The organism is Rhizobium sp. SG_E_25_P2, assembly GCF_029892285.1.
Lineage (GTDB): Bacteria > Pseudomonadota > Alphaproteobacteria > Rhizobiales > Rhizobiaceae > Rhizobium_E.
This window is the reverse complement of the sequence record NZ_JARXVM010000018.1, coordinates 70680-90844: the sequence shown is the minus strand read 5'-3', so window position 1 is coordinate 90844 and position 20165 is coordinate 70680. Positions and strand designations below refer to the sequence as shown.

Below are 20165 nucleotides of genomic sequence, written 5' to 3'. Positions count from 1 at the left end.
CCTGTTGCCCTAGGGAAACAAAATCAGCGGTGGAAACGTTCCACCTTACAAAATCCGCCGCCGGCGCAAATCGCACTAGCTTTGCGCCATGCGAACACCCATAATATAACCGTCGCCTAACAAACGACGGGCGCAGACTTCGGAGGAGAGACGAGATTGGCCGGGTCAAGAACATCAGGCGAAAATCCCGGTGCGAACGACCGCGAGGCGACGGGCCCGATCGGCCCGAACAGCATCTCCGGACGCGCCGGCAGAGGCCTGAAAACGGGCGCCCCCGTTGTCGCCGGCAGGAAACTGCTGGTGCTTGAGGACGATTACATTATCGGCGAACAGTTGGCCTCGGAACCCCTGGCGGATGGTTACGCCGTCTCCGGACCGCATAGAAGCGTGGAAGAGGCGTTGATCGCGCTCAGCGCCGACCAAGACATCACAGCAGCCATTCTCGATCTCAATCTGAATGGCAGTATCGACTTCGATCTAGCCGCCGAACTCGCGGCCCGAAAGATCCCCTATATCTTTTACACCGGCTATGAGAGCGCGATCGTGCCCGAAGCATTTCGCGACGCCGAGCGCGTAACCAAGCCAGCACCCTGGCCGGTCATCCGAAAGGCCTTGGAAAGGGCCGAGGCCGAGGCGAACAATACGAAATCCGACGCGCCGGACAATGAACGCAACTTTCTCGCGCTCCTGCCGCTTCTGCGTCAGCGGGCGCGGCAGATCACGCCGACGGAGGACTCTGCGGAAACTCTGGTCGAGCGGACGCTGGAGCGCGCAATCGAGGAAATCGAAAACTGCCCGCCCGATGTTTCGGTCGAAAAATGGCTGGTGACCTTGCTGGAAAACACCGGCATCGGCGAACGGCGCCTGATCAACTAACAGAGCTGCAACAGCGCCCGAACCGGCGCCCGGATTGATCAATCGGGCCTTCGCTCATCCTGATCGCTGTCGTCCGTGGCGTCTTCGCGCAACATCGACGGAGGAGGCTCGGGAACGGCGAATGCGTGTGTCGCGCCCTCGCTCTCGAGTTCCGCTACGTCAGGCAGGATGAGCCCTGGGGCTTCGGGCAAGGCCTTGTCGACAGCCGCTTCAGACAGCTTGTCCCGCTGCTGTTTTTGTGGGTCTCGCTCGGCTTTTTCGTGTCCGGTCATGATCCTTTTCCCTGTTGCATATCGGTAGTCTTACGGAAGGGGTGAGGCCGGACCGGACGGGTAGGAAGCTCGCCTGCCATTTCGTTGGCCATGAGGTGAAAACGGAAAAACCCTCATGTTCTTCAGCGCCGTCGTGTCCGTTTGACACGGCCCAAGACCTCGCCTTTACAACCGACCGCCTCGACGATTGTTCCAGGACAGCGTCGGGCGTGGCAGAGCCTGCGCTCGGACCACAATCTGCCAAGCCGCCGCCGAAGAGCGTCACAATGCGCCGGCGATCGGCTGCAAAATTTATGTCCATCCCAAAATACTCGATCTCGGACTTTCCGGCGCCGAAAATCCGCGCCGCTCGCGCTCCAACCTTCTTGCCCCCCCTGACGCTCCGCGCGGACTGAGCCGCAAGGAAACGCTTCTTCTCCATTTCTACCGGAAAATACGGCGGCGACGCCATAGGCCGCCCGGTCTTCAGAAATTTCGGACGCTGGGGGAACCCGGCGTATTGCAGCGACGTTGAGCCGCCATGCGTGTTGAAAACGAGAGGAAACGCTCACATGACTGCGTCGCAATCTCAGGGGGAGGCGATACGCGCCGAAATCGTTGAACTCATCCCGGCGCTCCGCGCCTTTGCGCGCTCCTTCTGCCGCAATGCCTCGGACGCCGACGATCTCGTTCAGGAGACATTGCTCAAAGCCATCGCGAATATCGACAAGTTCGAACCGGGAACAAGATTGAAGTCCTGGTTGTTCACCATCATGCGAAACACGTTCTACACCCGGATCGTCGTCGCCAAGCGCGAGGCTCCCGGGTCGGACGCATGCGTTTCGGACGACAGCGCCATTTCGGCCACGCAGGAATGGACCATTCGCGGAAAGGAGCTCGAGCGCGCGCTCGCCCGTCTGCCCATGCATTATCGCGAGGTCCTGCTGCTGGTGGCGGTGATGGGCGAAAGCTACGAGACTGCGGCGCAGGTTTGTGATTGCGCGGTGGGAACAGTGAAAAGCCGGCTCAACCGGGCGCGGCGCCAGATTTCGTTGGAAGTCGACGGAGACCTGTCGGCTTGAGGCCTAAAGGCTGGAGGGGTCTGCGTCTTATCGATAGAGGACGGATATATGCTGATACTTGCCTTGACGGCGCTCGTGAGCGCCGCTTCCGGCGTTGTGCTGCTGGTTGGCGGCATCAATCTTCTCACCCTGGGCGGCAGCCCCTATTATGCGATCGCCGGCGCGGTGTTTGTCATCGTGGCGGCGCTGTTGGCGATGCGTCGCAAGGAATCCCTGGCGCTTTATGGCCTGTTCACGCTCTGCTCGCTCGCCTGGGCTGTCTGGGAAGTCGGCTTCGACTGGTGGCAGCTCGGTCCGCGCGGCGGGTTCATCATCGTCTTCGGCCTTTGGCTTCTGACCCCGTTGGTGCGCAGGCGCCTGGGCAGCCCGGCCGAACGGGCCGACGGCCGCGCCGCCTCGTCTCTCACTCTCGGCGTGCCGCTGCTCGTCTCCATCGTCGTGGCCGTCTATGCGATGTTCCAGACGCCGCATGACCAGCCAGGCGTGCTGCCCGATCCGCCGCCGCAGGTTCAGGCCTCCACGCCCGACACTATCGACCCCGGCGAATGGCCGCGCTACGGCCGCACCCAACTCGGCCAGCGCTATTCGCCGCTTGCGGAAATCACGCCCGCCAATGTCGGCTTGCTTGAGGAGAAGTGGCGCTTCGAAACCGGCGACAAGAAGGGCCCCAAGGATGTCGGCGAAACCACCTATCAGGTGACGCCGCTCAAGATCGGCAACACGCTCTATCTCTGCACGCCACACAATTGGGCCATCGCGCTCGATGCGACCACGGGCAAAGAAGTCTGGCGCTTCGACCCAGGCGTGAAACTCGATTCCGCGCGCCAGCACCAGACCTGCCGGGGAGTCACCTATTTCAACGACGCGGAAGCCGCCATCGACGCACCCTGCAAGGAGCGGGTTTATCTGCCGGTCTCCGACGCGCGGCTGATCGCGCTCGACGCCAAGAACGGCCAAGTGTGCACGAGTTTCGCCAATCAGGGGCAGTTGCAGCTCGAACAGGGCATGCCCTACAATCCCAGCGGCTATTATTATTCCACCTCGCCGCCCGTCATCACCGCCGACAAGATCATCATCGGCGGCGCCGTCAACGACAATTATTCGGTCAAATCGCCCTCCGGCGTGATCAGGGCCTTCGATGTCCGCACCGGCGCGCTGATCTGGAACTGGGACAGCGGCAATCCCGACCAGACCGCCCCAATCGGACCGGGCCAGACCTATACGCCGAACTCGCCCAACAGCTGGTCGGTCTTCTCGACCGACGAAGCGCTCGGTCTCGTCTATATCCCGCTCGGCAATCAGGTGCCCGACCAGCTCGGCATGAACCGCAGCCCGGCGGTCGAAAAGTTCTCGTCCTCGATCGTCGCGCTCGACGTCAACACCGGCGCGGTGCGCTGGGTGCGCCAAACCGTGCATCACGATCTCTGGGACATGGACGTGCCCGCCCAGCCGGCGCTGTTGGACATCACCCGGCCGGATGGGACAAGCGTTCCCGCCCTTGTCGGCCCCACCAAACAGGGCGACATCTATGTGCTGGACCGCCGCTCGGGCGAACCACTGATCCCGATCGAGGAAGTTCCCGCCCCTCAAAAGACCATCCCGGAGGACCGGGCGTCGCCAACCCAACCGCGGACCGGCCTCACCTTCAGGCCGCCGCCTCTTCAGGAGCGGAATATGTGGGGCGTGTCGATGTTCGACCAGATGGCCTGCCGCATCTCGTTCCACAAGCTCAACTATGAAGGCCAGTACACGCCGCCGTCGCTCAATGGCACGCTCGTCTATCCCGGCAATTTCGGCGTGTTCAACTGGGGCTCGGTCGCCGTCGATCCGGTGCGGCAGGTGATGTTCGGCATGCCGACCTATCTCGCCTTCACCTCCAAGCTCGTGCCGCGCGCCGACATCCCGCCGAAGGGCGCCGACGAGAAGGGATCGGAACAGGGCCTCAACCGCAATGAAGGCGCGCCTTACGGCGTCTATATGGGCCCGTTCCTCGGTCCGCTCGGCATTCCCTGCCAGGCGCCGCCCTGGGGTTACGTGGCTGCGGCGGACCTTCGCACCGGCAAGATCGCCTACAAGCATGTCAACGGCACCGTCTATGACATGACGCCGCTTCCCCTGCCCTTCAAGCTCGGCGTTCCCGGCATCGGCGGCCCGATCATCACCGGCGGCGGCGTCGCCTTCCTCGGCGCGGCCGTTGACAACTATATCCGCGCCTATGACCTGAAGACCGGTCGCGAACTCTGGAAGGGCCGCCTTCCAGCCGGCGGCCAGGCGACGCCGATGACCTATACCGACGCGTCGGGCAAGCAGGTGGTGCTGATTGTCGCCGGCGGCCATGGCTCGGTCGGCACCAAGACGGGCGACTATGTCATCGCCTACAGCCTGCCGGCGAAATAGACCGAAAGGCCAGGAACATCGGAAGGAGCGGGATGTTGGATCGTCCTGCTTTTTCATTTGGAGAACCGTCATGCCCGAAGAACCAAGACCCGCCGCCAACGAGAACGCCGCCGAAGGCGATCCGGCCGTCATCGATCGCGAACTTGCCAGGCGGGAGCAAAAGGAAGCTCAGAACAACAAGCGAGACATTCAGCCCAAACGAAGCTGAACCACCTCAGGACACGTCCGGTCCATTTTCGTCGGACGGATGTCGTCTTGGAGGCGCGAACGTCGTCGTATTCTCTTCCGGATCAATGCTTCGGCCGACCTCGACGGGAAAGGGAGCTTCCCCCTCGTAGCCATCGAACATGTGAATTGTTCCGGGCGGTGGAGGAGCCTCGTCCGTCCATTCGAAATAAATCCGGCGTGCGAAAAAACAGCCTGCAGCAGCAGCGCCCGCATAGGCCGCGATCACCGTCCATGCCCAACTTGAACCGAGCATCCTGGCAAGCCATGGCTGGATGTAACGCAAATAGCCAAGAAGCCCGAACCCTAACCCTAACCCAGCGGGCGCATACAGCGCAAAAAGTAGAATTTTCACACGGGGCGGAAGCATTTAGGGCGTCATCAACTCAAGGATTTGAAAGCGTCCATTCCATACAACCTGGTTCTCAGGAAGAAAAGTCTCACCTCTTGCAATGCCTAATTTTTCTACATACTTTCCTGTTGACTACTTTATCAGCCTGACATAGCCTGATCTCCAAATGGCGCTGATCGCCAACGGCAACCGAGCCCCTTGTCCCGCTGAACGGCGGCAAGGGGCTTTTTTTATTGTTTTTCTGCCGGAAATCGATTGGCGCTCCCGAACTTCAAGGCATGAGGCCGCGATGTCGCATCCCACGGTTTTTAGGCAGGCACGACACCCCTCGTCTTCAGGGAGGGCGCTGTGATGACCCGGCAAACGGTTCCGCTTGCCATTCTCTACTCGACCTCGGGGCCCTATGCCGCGCTCGGTCGCGACGCGGTCGACGGTGCGATGGCGGCGGTCGCGGAAATCAATGCCGACACATCGACGCGTTTCGTCTTCGAGCCGCGCATCGAGGATCCGGCGGGGATGGCCGAACGCTATGCCAGCCTCGCCGAGGCCGCCATTCGCGAGAGCGGTTGCCGACACGTCGTCGGCGCGATCACATCCTGGAGCCGCAAGGAAGTTTTGCCGGTGGTGGAGCGGCAGCGGGCTTTGCTTTGGTATGCATTTCCCTATGAAGGCTATGAAGCCAGCGACAGCGTGCTCTATCTCGGAGCTTGCCCCAACCAACATCTGCTGCCGCTGTTCGACCATGTGCTGCCGCGTTTCGGACACAGGCCCTTCGTCATTGGCTCCAATTATATCTGGGGCTGGGAGAACGGCCGCATCGCCCGTGAATTGACCCAGGCCGCCGGTGGAGAGATCGTCGCGGAACGCTTCATGCCGCTCGGCTCCGAGGAGGTCGAGCATCTGATCGCGGAAATCCGCCAGAAGAAGCCGGATTTCGTTCTCAGCAATCTCGTCGGCCGGTCGGCCAACGCCTTTATCCGCGCCTATGCGGAATTGCGTGCCAACGACCCCGCCTTTGCGGCCGACCGTCGGCCTCTCGTCGCCTGCAATCTGTCGGAATCGGATCTCGACGGTTTATCTCCGGCGGCAAAGGCCGGCCATCTCACTGTCGGCACCTATCTTGCCAATCTCGACACCCTCGCCAACCGCCGCTTCAAGGAAAAGATCGCAGCACGGCATGGTGAGGACCGGCGCATCACCGGTCCCTTCGCCTTCGCCTATATGGCCGTCTCCATACTCGGCCAGGCCATCATAGACGCCGGCACCGACGACGCCGGTGTGATCCGCGCGGTTGTGACCGGCAGGCGCTTCGAGACCCCGATCGGCGACGTCGCCATCGATCGCCGCACCCATCATGCCGCGCTCGCGCCGATTTTCGGACGATCCGAAGGAGACGGATCCTTTTCAATTTTGGAAACCTCTCGCACCCCTGTGGCGGGTGATCCCTATCTTCTCAGCGCCATCCATTCATCAACGCGCATGGGCTTGTCCACCAGCGGATTGAAGGTGGTCAAATGACGCGCATCGAACGGCCGTCATTCCTGAACTGGCGCGCGGTGATCCTGCACCGGCCGCATCCTTCGGTCGATACTCTGACCCGCCAGCTGTCGTCGCTCCGTATCGAATCTCGCCAGATCTGGCCGCAACTCGATGAGACGGACGCCCAGGCCGATGTCGTCTTCTTCGATGCCGATATGGGCCATGACGAGCAGTTTCCCTGGCCCCGCGGCTTCGCCCCGATGCCGATGATCGCATTGATCGGATCGGAAGCGCCTGGCCGCATCGAATGGGCGCTGGCGCAAGGCGCCAATGCGCATCTTCTCAAACCCATCAGCTCCACCGGCGCCTATAGCGCGCTGTTGATCGCCGCGATCGGCTACCAGCAGATGCGGGCGCATGTCGATGACATCAGGGCGCTCGAGCAGCGCCTGCGCCAGCGGCCGCTGGTGGTGAAGGCCGTGCTCCGCCTGATGCAGGCGGGCAGCGCCGACGAAGCCGCGGCGCTCAAGCGGCTGCGCGCAATCGCCATGGAATGGGGCATGACCATCGAGGACGCGGCGGACGCCATCTGCCGCGACGACAAGCGTATGCGTTCGGGCGGCTAGGCCCAGCGACAGACAGAGCAAGAGAGGGAGCATAGAGTGTCCATCACCGAAGGTTTCGCGCCATATGGCGATTACCAGACCTGGTACCGGATCACCGGAGATCTGAAGTCCGGCAAGCCGCCGATGATCGTTGCGCATGGCGGCCCCGGCTGCACGCATGACTATGTCGACAGCTTCAAGGACATCGCCGCCACCGGCCGCGCCGTGATCCATTACGACCAGGTCGGCAACGGCAAATCCACGCATTTGCCCGAAAAGGGCGGCGACTTCTGGACGGTGGAATTCTTCAAGAAAGAGCTGCACAATCTCATCGACCATCTCGGCATTCGGGGCGGATATTGCCTGCTCGGCCAATCCTGGGGCGGCATGCTCGGGGCTGAATTCGCGGTCGACCAACCGGCGGGGCTCAAAGCGCTGATCATCGCCAATTCACCCGCGGCCATGCATACTTGGATTTCGGAAGCCAACCGGCTGCGCGAGGAACTGCCAGCCGAAGTGCAGGCGACGCTGTTGAAGCACGAACAGGCGCAAACCACTGACAGCGCCGACTATATGGCGGCGACTGACGTCTTCAACGAACGCCATGTCTGCCGCGTCGTGCCGATGCCGGCCGAGGTCAAGCGCACCTTCGACGCCATTGCCGAAGATCCCACCGTCTATCACACGATGAACGGCCCCAACGAATTCCACGTCATCGGCACGATGAAGGACTGGTCGATCGTCGGCCGTCTGTCGACCATCAATGTGCCGACGTTGCTGATCTCAGGCCGTTTCGACGAGGCGACGGTTGCCTGCGTGCAGCCCTATGCCGATGAGATCCCAGATGTCCGCTGGACGATTTTCGAACAGTCCAGCCACATGCCACATGTCGAGGAGCGCGAGGCCTGCATGACTGAGGTCGCCGCCTTCCTAGACGACAAGGCCGCCTGATATCGCCGCCCCTCACCGGGCGGCGGCGCATGCCCAACAAAGGTTCATACACAACAAGAACAGAGGGAACTGCTGATGACATCGACCTTTTCGAGAATAACGCGGCGCGCCGGCATTTTGGTCGCCGGCCTGCTTCTGGCGCAGACCGCGCTTTCGGGCTTCGCCCATGCTGAAGAAGACCGCGCCAAGCTGATGGCCGAGCATCGGGGCGGCACGATGACGCTCGCCGCCGTCTCGGCCGCCGGCACCGTCGATCCGGCCATCAATTATACCGGCCAGTTCTGGCAGATCTTCCAGATGACCTATGACGGCCTTCTGAAGTTCAAGCAGGCCGGCGGCACGGAAGGCTTCAAGATCGTCCCCTCGCTCGCCGAGGCGATGCCCGAAGTCAAGAATGACGGCAAGACCTATGTGTTCAAGATCCGCAAGGGCGTGAAATTCTCCAACGGCAAGGAGGTCATGCCGTCAGACGTGCTGGCCTCCTTCCAACGCATCTTCAAGGTGAAGGGCCCGACCATGGGCAGCTTCTACAACGGCTTTGTCGGCGCTGACAAATGCATCGAGAAGGGCGAGACATGCACGCTCGACGGCGGCGTGATCGCCGATGACGCGGCCGGCACGGTCACCATCAATCTCGTCGTTCCCGATGCGGAATTCTTCTCCAAGCTCGCCGTGCCGCATGCCAGCATCCTACCTGCAGACGCGCCCGCAGCCGACGCCGGCACCACGCCAATTCCCGGCACCGGCGCCTATATGATCGAAAGCTACAATCCCAACGACAAGATGGTGCTGAAGCGCAATCCGCATTTCAAGGAATGGAGCGTGGACGCCCAGCCGGACGGCTATGCCGACGAGATCGTCTACAAATTCGGCATGACCGAGGAAGCGACAATCAACGCCATCATCAACGGCCAGATCGACTGGATGTTCGACACGCCGCCATCCGATCGCCTTCCGGAGATCGGCGAGAAATACGCCAAGCAGATCCATCTCGATCCGCTCGCCGCCTTCTGGTACGCACCGATGAACACCAATCTCGCGCCTTTCGACAATGTGAAGGTTCGCCAGGCTCTCAACTATGCGCTGGACCGTGACGCGCTGGTTGGCCTGTTTGGCGGCGAGGCGCTGGCCCAGCCAACCTGCCAGATCCTGCCGCCGGACTTCCCCGGCCGCGCCGATGACTGCATCTACACCAAGGATCCGGGTTCGGAATGGTCGGAAGCCGACATGGACAAGGCCATGCAGCTGGTCGAGGAATCCGGCACCAAGGGCCAGAAGGTGACGGTGATCGCCGAAGACAACGCCGTCTCCCGCTCCATCGGCACCTATCTGCAGAGCGTGTTGACCGATCTCGGCTACGACGCCTCGATGAAGGCGATCTCGCCCAACATCCAGTTCACCTATATCCAGAACACCAACAACAACGTTCAGATCAGCGTCACCCAGTGGTATATGGACTATCCGGCCCCGTCGAACTTCCTCAATGTGCTTCTGTCCTGCGACAGCTTCCACAAGGGCAGCGACTCCTCGATCAACATCGCCGGCTATTGCAACAAGGATCTCGACGCCAAGATGAAGGCGGCGATGACCCTGTCGCTGACCGATCAGGACGCCGCCAACGCCGAATGGGCCAAGATCGACAAGGGCTTCATGGCTGAAGCGCCGCTCGCGCCGCTGTTCACGCCGAAAAGCGTCAACTTCACCTCGGCCCGGCTCGGCAACTATGTCTTCAACAAGCAGAACCGCTGGATCGCCTCCCAATCCTGGGTGAAGTGACCAGAAGGACGGCGGAGCCACGCTCCGCCGTCGCCAAAGACGCGCGACGGCGGCAGGATCGCCGTCACGCCGACGCTCCCTGCAAGGAAAAGACATGAACACCCTTACCGAGATGCTGCCCGACGCGGCAGGCAAGGCTGAACCGGCGCGCGCCGGCGCTGGTCCCTGGCGGCGCGCCTGGACTTTGCTGAAGCGCGACAAGCCGACGATCGCCGCGGCGCTCCTGCTCTGTCTGATCATTCTGTCAAGTCTTGCTGCGCCGATCTATGCGCGCCATGTCGCCGACACCGATCCGTTCCGCTCCAATCTCAGCGGAAAGATCAAGATCGACGGCAAGAAGGTCAAGGTCATGCAGGCCTCCACCGAAGGTCTCGGCCTCGGCGTAACGCCGATCGGGCCGACCTGGGAGGCGAAATACTTTCTCGGCGCCGATACGCAAGGGCGCGACGTCGCCGCCCGCCTGCTCTATGGCGGCCGCAATTCTCTGCTGATTGCGGGCTCGGCGACGGCCATCTGTCTGACGCTGGCGGCGCTGATCGGCGTGACCGCCGGCTTTTTCGGCGGCGTCGTCGATATGGTGCTGTCCCGCATCCTCGATATTCTCTGGGCTTTTCCTGTCTACCTGCTGGCCATCTCGCTCTCGATCGTGCTGATCTCCAAAGGCATCACCATCGGGCCGCTCGAGATCAACGCCAACAGCCTGCTGTTGCCCATCGGCATTATCGGCATCATCTATGTGCCCTATGTCGCCCGCCCTGTGCGCGGCCGGGTGCTGGCGCTGAATAACAGCGAATTCGTGCTCGCGGCAATCGGCTTAGGCATTCCCTCCTGGCGGATCCTGTTCAAAGACATCCTACCCAATGTCTCGACCATGCTGATCGTCTTCATCCCGCTGATGATGGCGCTGAACATCGTCACCGAATCCTCGCTGTCCTTTCTGTCGATCGGCGTGCAGGCGCCGGATGCAAGCTGGGGCACCATCATCCAGGATGGGCAGACATTGCTTTACACCCGTCCCGCCGTCGCGCTCGCGCCGGGCATTGCGATTGCGCTCACCGTGCTGACGCTCAATGTGATCGGCGACAGCATCCGCGACGCGCTCGATCCGCGCACCAAGATCGTTTGAGGAGGCCAAGATGGGTTTTGCTATCCTTCAGCGACTGGCGCAGATGATTTTCGTGATGTTCGGCATCTCGGCGCTGGTCTTCCTGATCTTCTTTGCGACACCGGGTTCCGACCCCGCCGCCCGCATCGCCGGCCGCAACGCCTCACAGGAAACCATCGCGGCGATCCGCACCGAATTCGGCTTCGATCGCGCCCTCCCCGTTCAATACGTCATCATGATGAAGCGCCTGTTCGTGACGCAGGATCTGACCTCCTTCGTCAATCGCGGCATGCGCATCGCGCCGCAAGTTGCGGACGCTGCGCCGGTGACGCTGTCGCTGGTGTTCGGCGCCGCCGTACTCTGGGTCGTCGGAGGGATCGTGGTCGGCGTCCTCTCGGCGATGAGCCGTGACACGCTGCTGGATCGCGGGCTGATGATCGTGGCGCTGATCGGCGTCTCCATGCCGGTCTATTGGCTCGGCGAGGTGATGAACCTGATCACCCAGAGCCGCTTTCACGACACCTGGCTGTTTTCCTGGGTTCCCGCACTCGGCTACAAGCCGCTGTTCGAGGACCCGGTCGGCTGGTTTACGACTCTGATCATTCCCTGGTGCACGCTGGCCTTCCTCTATATCGGCCTTTACGGCCGGGTGCTCAGGGCCACGCTCGTCGAAGCCTATCAGGAAGATTTCATCCGCACCGCCCGCGCCAAGGGTTTGAGCCCGACCCGTGTGATGCTGAGGCATGCGCTCAGGACCTCGCTCATTCCTTTTGTGACCATGTTCGGCCTTGATTTCGGCGCGCTGGTCGGCGGCTCAGCTCTGCTGACGGAAGTGGTGTTCGGTCTCAACGGCGTCGGCCGCCTCACCTATCAGGCGCTCCTCAATCTCGACCTGCCGATGATCCTGGGGGCGGTGATGTATGCCTCCTTCTTCGTGGTGCTCGCCAACGCGGTGGTCGACATCGTCTATGTGCTGATCGACCCGCGCGTGAGAGGCAACTGAGCATGGAAAAGCCCCTTCTTCTCGACGTGAACGGCCTGACCGTCTCCTTCCGCACCGATCGCGGCGATATCCGCGCCGTCGACGACGTCTCCTTCAGCCTGCGCGAGGGTGAGATCCTGTCAATCGTCGGCGAATCCGGCTCAGGCAAATCCGTGACGCTGCAATCGCTGCTCGGCCTGCATGATCCCAAGACCACCCGCGTCGACGGCGCAGTCGCCTTTCGCGGCAAGCGCATTCTCGACATGCCGCAAAGCGCCATGCGCCGCATTCGCGGCAAGGAGATCGGCCTGATCTCGCAGGATCCGATGACGGCGCTGACGCCTGTTTACACGATCGGCTGGCAGATCGCCGAACAGATCCGCGAACATGAGCGGATCTCGGCCCGCGCCGCCCGCGCCCGCGCCGTGGAACTGCTGGCTGAAGTCGGCTTCTCCAATCCCAATGAAGCCGTCGACCGCTTCCCGCATCAGCTGTCCGGCGGCATGCGCCAGCGCGCGGTGATCGCCATGGCGATTTCCTGCCAGCCCGCGCTGTTGGTGGCCGACGAGCCGACCACCGCGCTCGATGTGACCGTGCAGGCGCAGGTTCTCGATCTGCTCCTGCGGCTGCGGCGCGACCATGGCGCCGCCATCATCCTGATCACCCATGACATGGGCGTGGTCTCCGAAGTCGCAGACCATGTGGCGGTGATGTATGCCGGCCGCATTGTCGAGCGCGGCAAGACGGCCGATCTCTTCGACAATCCGCTACATCCCTATACCTGGGGTCTGATGGCCTCCATTCCGCCTCTCACCGGCGTCAGGCCGGACAGACTCGTCTCCATTGGCGGCATGCCTCCTTTGCCCGGCTCGATCCCGGAAGGCTGCGGCTTTGCCCCGCGCTGTCGCTTCGCGCAAGCCGATTGCCGGAAACGGCCGCCGCAGAGACGACACGGCGATCAGAGCGCGCTCTGCATCCTCGACGGCGACGAGCGCCTTGAAAAACGCCGTGAAATCCTCGGCGCGCAGGAGTATGCATAATGGTCGACACCACAGGCGTCCCTCTCCTCTCCGCTCGCGACCTCACCAAGAATTTCATCGTCGGCAAGACCATGCGCCCCGGCTCGGGCCGCACGCTGCATGCGGTCGACGCCATCAGCCTCGACGTCTATCCCGGCGAAACGCTGGGGCTGGTCGGCGAATCCGGCAGCGGAAAATCGACCCTCGGCCGCTGCCTCACCCGTCTTTACGACGTCACGTCCGGGGAACTCACCTTTGACGGCGAAAGCATTGCCCGCGCCGATGTGCGCGCCTTGAAGCCCGTGCGTCGGAAGATGCAGATGATATTCCAGGATCCCTCCGCCTCGCTCAATCCGCGCCGCCGCATTCGCGACATGCTCTCGGAAGTGCTGAAGGTCCATGCGATCCGCAGCGGCGCAGGCATTGACGACAGGCTCGCGGAACTCATGGAGATCGTCGGTCTCAGGCGCGACTATCTCGACCGGTATCCGCACGAATTTTCCGGCGGCCAGCGCCAGCGCATCGGCATCGCCCGGGCGCTGGCGGTCGAGCCCCGGCTGATCGTCGCCGACGAGCCGGTATCGGCGCTCGACGTCTCGGTCCAGGCGCAGATCGTCAATCTCTTCGCCGATCTCCGCGACCAGTTGCAGCTGACTTATGTGTTCATAGCCCATGATCTCGCCGTGGTGCGCCAGGTCTCAAGCCGTGTCGCTGTCATGTATCTGGGTTCGATCGTCGAGATCGGCGATACCGACGCGCTGTATGAAACGCCACAGCATCCCTATACTCAGGCGCTGCTGTCGGCCATTCCCCAACATGGCAGTCATGGCAAACGGGAGCGTATTCTCCTCAAGGGCGACCTCCCGAGCCCGCTCGATCCGCCAAAAGGATGTAAATTCTCGACGCGCTGCCCCTTGGCGCAACCCCGCTGTGGCGAAGAACGACCGAGCCTGACCAAAACCGACACAGGCAGGGCCGTCGCCTGCCATTTCCCGCTGACCTGAACACAAATCCCGCGCGACGCTGGTAGAGGCGTCAAGCTGCGCCTTTATCATCGACACGTGGCGTCAATCCTGTTCGGCCATTCGATACCCCACGCCTGGCTCCGTGCGCACGATCCGAGGATGCGTCGGATCGCGCTCGATCTTCTGGCGAAGCTGGCCGATAAAGACGCGAAGGTAGTGAAGGTCGTCGCCGTGAGCCGGTCCCCAGACCGTGGTCAGAAGCGTGCGGTGGGTGACGACGCGACCGGCATGGCGGGCGAGAAGAAGAAGCAGATCGTATTCCTTGGGCGTGAGATGAACCGTCTCGCCATCTCGCAAAACAAGCCGCTTGATCGGGTCGATTGTGAGCCCGTCCGCCTCCATGACGGTTGGGATGGCGTCCCGGCGCCCGCGATGGCGAAGCGCAGTGCGGATGCGGGCGGTGAGTTCGCCGATGCCGAAGGGTTTTTCGACATAGTCGTCTGCGCCGATATCCAGCGCGGCGATCTTTTCGCTTTCCCGGTCGCGGGCCGACAGGATCACGATCGGAATGTCCGACCAGCCCCGGAGACTGGCGATCACATCCTTGCCGTCCATGTCCGGAAGACCGAGGTCGAGAATGACGAGATCCGGCGCCTGGGTGGCGACAGCCTTCAGCGCCTCGGCGCCCGTTCCAGCCTCGATCACTTCATAGCCGGCGGCCGAGAGCGACGGTTTCAGGAAGCGTTGGATCTGGGGTTCGTCATCCACCACCAGGATGCGGGATTGGTTCATAGAACATGGCCCTTTGTTTCTTCGCTGCCCGAAAACCGCATGACGATGCGCGTGCCCCGCTTCTTGAGCGCCGGACTTTCCGCATGGATCCTGCCGCCCATGGCCTCGACGAAGCCGCGCGCAATCGACAGTCCAAGTCCCGTGCCCGGCGAGCGACCATCCGGTTTTCCCCGGCGATAGAATTTTTCGAAGATGCGGTCCAGATCCTCGGGCGGAATGCCGCGGCCAAGATCAGTGACCGAAATCACCACGTCCCTGCCGTCCCGTCGGGCATAGACGTTGATCGGTTCGTCACCGCCATATTTCACGGCGTTGTCGAGAAGGTTGAACAGCACCTGGCCAATGAGAACGCTGTCGCCGCGGATCAACGGCAGGTCGGCTGCGATGCCGGTTTCGATCACACGTCCGGGGGCATGCTTGCGGGTGCGTTCGACGGCGGACTGCACGACGTCGGCGACGTCCACCCAATCCTGTTTCGGTTTCAGCGTGCCTGCCTCGATCCGCGTCATGTCGAGGAGATTGGCGACGAAGCGGCTCATCCGGCCGCTTTCCTCCTCGATCGATTGCATCAGATCGTCTCGGTTTCCAGCTGTCATCCGGTCGCCGAACTGGCGAAGTCCGGTGACGGCCCCGGTGATCGTGGCCAGAGGCGTACGCAGATCATGCGAGATCGACGACAGCAGGGCCTCGCGGTAACGCTCGCCCTCCAGCCGCGCCGCCTGCTCCACCGTCTCGTCGGCAAGCCGCGCCCGGTCCAGCGCGATGGCTGTCTGGTCGAGGATGGCGGTCAGCGAGCGCTCGGCATTGAGGTCGAGCCGGTCGCCCGCGTGCTCGACGCCACAGACGCCGACAATACCGTGGGGGCCCAGCAGCGGCCGGAATTCAAAGCGGCTGTTCGGGAGTGTGCCGGTGCCGTGGCCTGCCGGCTCGCGCTTGTCATGCGTCCATCGGGCGGCCGTCAAGTCGATGACGTCGAGTTCGGCATCCGGCGGCCAGGCCGCGGCGACGCCGAGATCCCCCTTGCCCGGGACCAGCAGAACCACTTTCCGCTTCAGACTCGCCTGGAGTTGCGAGACGGCAAGCCAGATCGCGTCCTCGCCCGTCGCCGTGCTCGCGAGCTTGCGGGAAAAGTCGTAGAGCGATTGAAGCGCCGTCGCCCGGACCCGCGCAATTTCCGCCTGCTCGCGAATGCGGGAGGCAAAGCCGCCGGCGATCATCGCCACGGTGAGGAAGATGAAAAGCGCGAAGACCTCGTGCGGCGCGGCGATGGTGAAAGTGTGGATGGGGTCGATGAAGAAGAAATTATAGGCCAGCGCCGACAGCACTGCGGCAAGAAAAGCCGCGACATAGCCGCCTATCACCGATGCGCCGAGAACCGCGAGCAGGAAAAGCAGCGAGATGTTCGGCAGATCGATGAAGAACTCGATGCCGATGCCGATCATCGTGGTCACGGCGACAGAGCCCAACGCCAACAACGCCGCCTGCCGGACCGCCGTGGCTTTCGGCAGGCGGAACGGCGCGCGCCGGCTTTCCACCGTGTGGCCAACTTCCGGGGTGACGATATGCACACCCAGGCCAATGGCTTGGCGCGCCAGCGCATCCGGCAACGACCGGGCGAAAAGCGCCCGCATGCGGCTGCGCTTGCGCGCGCCGATCACGATCTGCGTGGCGTGTTCGCGGCGGGCGAGCTTGAGGATTTCCTCGACGAAATCATTGCCGATCACCCGGCGTGTTTCCGCCCCGAGCTGCGAGGCGAGGTGAAACAGCGCCTCGATCCGCTGCAAGCGTTCGGGCGTCTCGACTTCACGATCGGCTCGCTCGATCGAGACGACCAGCCATGGGGCGTTCAGTCCCGAGGCGAGACGGCTGGCCACGCGCACCACCTTTTCCGACAGCGGATCGGAACCGACGCAAACCAGGAGACGCTCACCCGTGGCCCAGGGGCCATCGATCGCGTTCTGCTTGAGATAGTCGACCATCTGATCGTCGACCCGGTCCGCGGTGCGGCGCAGGGCAAGCTCGCGCAGAGCGGTCAGGTTGCCGAGGCGAAAGAAGCGGTCGACGGCGCGGTTGGCGCTGTCCGGCAGATAGACCTTACCCTCCTTCAGCCGCTCGATCAGCTCTGATGGGGCGAGATCGACGAGCAGCACCTCGTCGGCCCGTTTGAGCACGATGTCAGGAACACGCTCGCGGACGATGACCCCGGTGATCTGGGCGACGAGGTCGGCAAGACTTTCAAGATGCTGGATATTCAGCGCAGTCCAGACGTCGATGCCCGCGGCTGTCAGTTCCTCAATGTCCTGATGCCGTTTCGGGTGACGGCTGTCTTCGGGGTTGGAATGAGCGAGTTCGTCGACGATGACGATGCGCGGACGCCGTTCGAGCGCCGCATCGAGATCGAACTCTTCCAGCATCCGGCCGCGATGGGCGACCCTGCGGCGCGGCAGAACCTCGAGCCCGTCGAGCAACGCCGCCGTCTCGCTGCGGCCATGGGTCTCGACCAGGCCGACGACCACGTCGATCCCATCGGTTTTGAGGCGTTTGGCCCGCGACAGCATCGCATAGGTCTTGCCGACGCCGGGAGCGGCGCCCAGGAAAACCGTCAACTTTCCCCGGCGGTCCTTATCCGCCAGGGAAAGCAGGGCATCGGGATCGGGACGTCGCTCGTCCCTGCGGTCGTCATCCGCCATCAGGCTCTCACATCTTCAGGGCGTCGAGCGCCAGATTCAACTCTAGCACATTGACCCTTGCTTCCCCGATAACGCCGAAAGCAGGTTTCTCGATCCGGCTGTCCACCAGCGATGCGACGCTGGCCGGCGGAAGGCTGCGCGCTTTGGCGACCCGTTCGATTTGCGCGCGCGCATAAGCGGGCGACATGTCGGGATCGAGACCGGAGCCGGACGCGGTGACCGCATCGGCGGCAATGGGCTCAGCCATGCCGGTTCCGGCGAGCCGGGCGACATCGGCCGCGACGCGATCCTTCAGCTTGACCGAGGTCGCGCCGAGATTGGAGCCTGAAGAGGCCGCCGCGTTGTAGGGTTCCGGCCCTGTCGCCGAGGGGCGCGGCCAGAAATAGCGATCAGACGAGAAGTTCTGGCCGATCAGGGCGGAGCCGACGATCTTTCCGTCTCGCTCGATCAGGCTGCCATTGGCCTGTGCGGGCATCACGGCCTGGGCAACCCCGTTGATTGCCAAGGGATAAGCCAGACCCGTCAGGACGGTCATGGCGACGAGGAGGGTGAGTGCGGGTCTGAGATGGTTGAGCATGATTACACCAGATGAAGCGCGCTGACGGCAAGATCGATGACCTTGATGCCGGCGAAGGGAAGGACGAGCCCGCCGAGACCATAGACCAGCAGGTTGCGGCGAAGCAGGGAGGCTGCGCCCGACGGACGGTAGGCGACACCCTTGAGCGCGAGCGGAATGAGCGCCACGATGATCAGTGCGTTGAAGATGACCGCCGAAAGGATGGCCGACTGCGGCGAGGCAAGCCCCATGACATTCAGCGCCTCAAGGGCCGGATAGGTGGCGACGAACAAAGCCGGGATGATGGCGAAGTATTTCGCCACGTCGTTGGCGATCGAAAACGTCGTCAGCGAGCCGCGCGTCATCAACAATTGCTTGCCGATCTCGACGATCTCGATGAGCTTGGTCGGGCTGGAGTCGAGATCGACCATGTTGGCGGCCTCGCGGGCGGCCTGCGTGCCGGTCTGCATCGCAACGCCGACATCGGCCTGGGCGAGCGCCGGGGCGTCATTGGTGCCATCGCCGCACATGGCGATCAGACGGCCGCCCTGCTGCTCACGGCGGATATAGGCAAGCTTATCCTCCGGCGTGGCCTGGGCGAGGAAGTCGTCGACGCCGGCTTCCGAGGCGATGGCCGCAGCCGTCACCGGATTGTCGCCCGTGACCATGACCGTGCGGATGCCCATGGCGCGGAGCGCGGCGAAGCGCTCCTTGATACCGGGCTTGACCACGTCTTTCAGGTGGATCGCGCCGAGCAAACGGTCGCCATCGGCGACGGCGAGCGGCGTGCCGCCGGTGCGGGCGATCTGGTCGACGGCGCGGCGGAATTCAGCCGGCGCATCCTGTTCGGTGAGGCCGGTGAATTTCAGCACGGAATCGACCGCGCCCTTGCGCAGGCGGCGGGCGCCGATATCGACACCCGACAGCCGCGTCTCGGCGGTGAAGCCGATGACGGCGTCAAAGTTGACCGTCGGCATGGCCACGCCGAAGTCGCCGGTGGCGAGCGCCACGACCGAGCGTCCTTCCGGTGTTTCGTCGGAGAGCGAGGCGAGAAGCGCGGCCTCGGCCAATTCCGTGGGCGTGACGCCCGGCGCGGCGAGAAAATCGCTCGCCATGCGGTTGCCGAAGGTGATGGTGCCGGTCTTGTCCAGCAGCAGCGTATCGACGTCGCCGGCCGCCTCGACGGCGCGCCCCGAAGTGGCGATCACGTTGAAGCGCACCAGACGATCCATGCCGGCAATTCCGATCGCCGACAAGAGGCCGCCGATCGTGGTCGGGATCAGCGTGACGAGCAGGGCCGCCAGCACTGTGACCGAGAGCACCGTGCCGGAATAGCCGGCAAGCCCCCAGATTGCGACGCAGACGAAGAGGAAGATCAGCGTCAGGCCCGACAGCAGGATCGACAGCGCGATCTCGTTGGGCGTCTTCTGGCGTTGAGCGCCTTCGATCAGCGCGATCATGCGGTCGACGAAGGAGGAACCGGGCTGGACGGTGATTCTGACCTTGATCTCGTCCGACAGCACCTCCGTGCCGCCCGTCACCGCCGAGCGATCGCCGCCGGATTCGCGGATCACCGGAGCGGATTCGCCGGTGATGGCGCTTTCGTTGACCGAGGCCACGCCTTCGATCACCTCGCCGTCGCCCGGTATCAGTTCCCCGGCTGCGACGACCACGACGTCGCCAACCTTGAGACTTGAGGCGGCAATGGTCTCCGTCTTGCCATTGGCGGCGAGCCTGTTGGCGACGAGTTCCGATTTGGTCTTCTTCAGGCTGTCGGCCTGGGCGCGACCACGGCCTTCGGCCACGGCTTCGGCGAAGGTGGCGAAGAGGACGGTAAACCAGAGCCAGGCGGCGATCTGGCCGGAAAATCCAGCCTCGCCGGGATTGCTGACGAGGTCGCGGATGAGGAGGATCGTCACGACCGCAGCGACGATTTCGGTCACGAAGATGACCGGATTGCGCAACAGTTTGCGTGGATCGAGTTTGACGAATGCGTCGCGCATCGCCGGAAACAGGATCGACGGGTCGAGAAGACCGGGAGCCTTGTGGTCTTTTGACATGA

Annotated in this window: 18 protein-coding genes; 12 read left to right on the top strand and 6 right to left on the bottom strand. The window is 63.0% G+C overall.

Annotated features, from left to right (window positions below):
- Positions 1-156: 156 nt before the first annotated feature.
- Positions 157-876 (top strand): hypothetical protein, encoded by a 720-nt coding sequence (locus tag M2360_RS21565; RefSeq protein WP_280777447.1) that lies wholly within the window; start codon positions 157-159, stop codon positions 874-876.
- A 38-nt stretch (positions 877-914) separates the two neighbouring features.
- On the opposite strand, the gene M2360_RS21560 is transcribed toward M2360_RS21565, so the two are convergent.
- The gene (locus M2360_RS21560) at positions 915-1148 is read right to left on the bottom strand and encodes a hypothetical protein (protein WP_280777446.1); all 234 of its coding nucleotides are present in this window, start codon (positions 1146-1148) and stop codon (positions 915-917) included.
- Positions 1149-1699: 551 nt separating this feature from the next.
- Here M2360_RS21560 and M2360_RS21555 point away from each other — a divergent pair.
- The 3 genes from M2360_RS21555 (at position 1700) to M2360_RS21545 (ending at position 4814) form a co-directional block, all read left to right on the top strand.
- The gene (locus M2360_RS21555) at positions 1700-2209 is read left to right on the top strand and encodes a sigma-70 family RNA polymerase sigma factor (RefSeq protein ID WP_280777445.1); all 510 of its coding nucleotides are present in this window, start codon (positions 1700-1702) and stop codon (positions 2207-2209) included.
- A 51-nt stretch (positions 2210-2260) separates the two neighbouring features.
- Positions 2261-4606, top strand: a complete 2346-nt coding sequence (locus M2360_RS21550; RefSeq protein WP_280777479.1) for a glucose/quinate/shikimate family membrane-bound PQQ-dependent dehydrogenase — start codon at positions 2261-2263, stop codon at positions 4604-4606.
- 70 nt (positions 4607-4676) lie between these two features.
- Entirely contained in the window at positions 4677-4814 is a 138-nt protein-coding gene (locus M2360_RS21545; protein WP_280777444.1) for a hypothetical protein, read from the top strand.
- Between the two features lie 6 nt (positions 4815-4820).
- On the opposite strand, the gene M2360_RS21540 is transcribed toward M2360_RS21545, so the two are convergent.
- Positions 4821-5201 carry a hypothetical protein gene (locus tag M2360_RS21540; protein WP_280777443.1) on the bottom strand — a complete coding sequence of 127 codons (381 nt, stop codon included), beginning with the start codon at positions 5199-5201 and terminating at the stop codon, positions 4821-4823.
- A 333-nt stretch (positions 5202-5534) separates the two neighbouring features.
- Between M2360_RS21540 and M2360_RS21535 the strand changes: the two genes are divergently transcribed.
- The 8 genes from M2360_RS21535 (at position 5535) to M2360_RS21500 (ending at position 14104) form a co-directional block, all read left to right on the top strand.
- Positions 5535-6701: a transporter substrate-binding protein gene (locus M2360_RS21535; protein WP_280777442.1), complete on the top strand. Its 1167-nt coding sequence runs from the start codon at positions 5535-5537 to the stop codon at positions 6699-6701.
- Positions 6698-7288, top strand: coding sequence for an ANTAR domain-containing protein (locus tag M2360_RS21530; protein ID WP_280777441.1), 591 nt, complete (start codon positions 6698-6700; stop codon positions 7286-7288). Before M2360_RS21535 ends, M2360_RS21530 begins: the two co-directional genes overlap by 4 nt.
- 36 nt (positions 7289-7324) lie before the next feature.
- Positions 7325-8218 carry a proline iminopeptidase-family hydrolase gene (locus tag M2360_RS21525; protein WP_280777440.1) on the top strand — a complete coding sequence of 298 codons (894 nt, stop codon included), beginning with the start codon at positions 7325-7327 and terminating at the stop codon, positions 8216-8218.
- A 75-nt stretch (positions 8219-8293) separates the two neighbouring features.
- On the top strand, positions 8294-9994 hold the full coding sequence (locus M2360_RS21520) for an ABC transporter substrate-binding protein (RefSeq protein ID WP_280777439.1): 1701 nt from the start codon (positions 8294-8296) through the stop codon (positions 9992-9994).
- A 94-nt stretch (positions 9995-10088) separates the two neighbouring features.
- Positions 10089-11120 (top strand): ABC transporter permease, encoded by a 1032-nt coding sequence (locus M2360_RS21515; RefSeq protein ID WP_280777438.1) that lies wholly within the window; start codon positions 10089-10091, stop codon positions 11118-11120.
- A 10-nt stretch (positions 11121-11130) separates the two neighbouring features.
- The gene (locus M2360_RS21510) at positions 11131-12102 is read left to right on the top strand and encodes an ABC transporter permease (RefSeq protein WP_280777437.1); all 972 of its coding nucleotides are present in this window, start codon (positions 11131-11133) and stop codon (positions 12100-12102) included.
- Between the two features lie 2 nt (positions 12103-12104).
- Positions 12105-13121, top strand: coding sequence for an ABC transporter ATP-binding protein (locus tag M2360_RS21505; RefSeq protein WP_280777436.1), 1017 nt, complete (start codon positions 12105-12107; stop codon positions 13119-13121).
- On the top strand, positions 13121-14104 hold the full coding sequence (locus tag M2360_RS21500) for an oligopeptide/dipeptide ABC transporter ATP-binding protein (RefSeq protein ID WP_280777435.1): 984 nt from the start codon (positions 13121-13123) through the stop codon (positions 14102-14104). The genes M2360_RS21505 and M2360_RS21500 overlap by 1 nt, the downstream gene beginning before the upstream one ends.
- A 63-nt stretch (positions 14105-14167) precedes the next feature.
- Here M2360_RS21500 and M2360_RS21495 read toward each other — a convergent pair whose 3' ends face one another.
- The 4 genes from M2360_RS21495 to kdpB are packed head-to-tail and all read right to left on the bottom strand — an operon-like array spanning position 14168 to position 20163.
- Positions 14168-14857: a response regulator gene (locus M2360_RS21495; protein WP_280777434.1), complete on the bottom strand. Its 690-nt coding sequence runs from the start codon at positions 14855-14857 to the stop codon at positions 14168-14170.
- Positions 14854-17547 (bottom strand): sensor histidine kinase KdpD, encoded by a 2694-nt coding sequence (locus M2360_RS21490; RefSeq protein ID WP_280777433.1) that lies wholly within the window; start codon positions 17545-17547, stop codon positions 14854-14856. Before M2360_RS21490 ends, M2360_RS21495 begins: the two co-directional genes overlap by 4 nt.
- A gap of 7 nt (positions 17548-17554) precedes the next feature.
- Positions 17555-18124: a potassium-transporting ATPase subunit KdpC gene (gene kdpC / locus M2360_RS21485; protein ID WP_280777432.1), complete on the bottom strand. Its 570-nt coding sequence runs from the start codon at positions 18122-18124 to the stop codon at positions 17555-17557.
- Positions 18125-18126: 2 nt separating this feature from the next.
- On the bottom strand, positions 18127-20163 hold the full coding sequence (kdpB, locus tag M2360_RS21480) for a potassium-transporting ATPase subunit KdpB (protein WP_280777431.1): 2037 nt from the start codon (positions 20161-20163) through the stop codon (positions 18127-18129).
- Between the last annotated feature and the right edge of the window lie 2 nt (positions 20164-20165).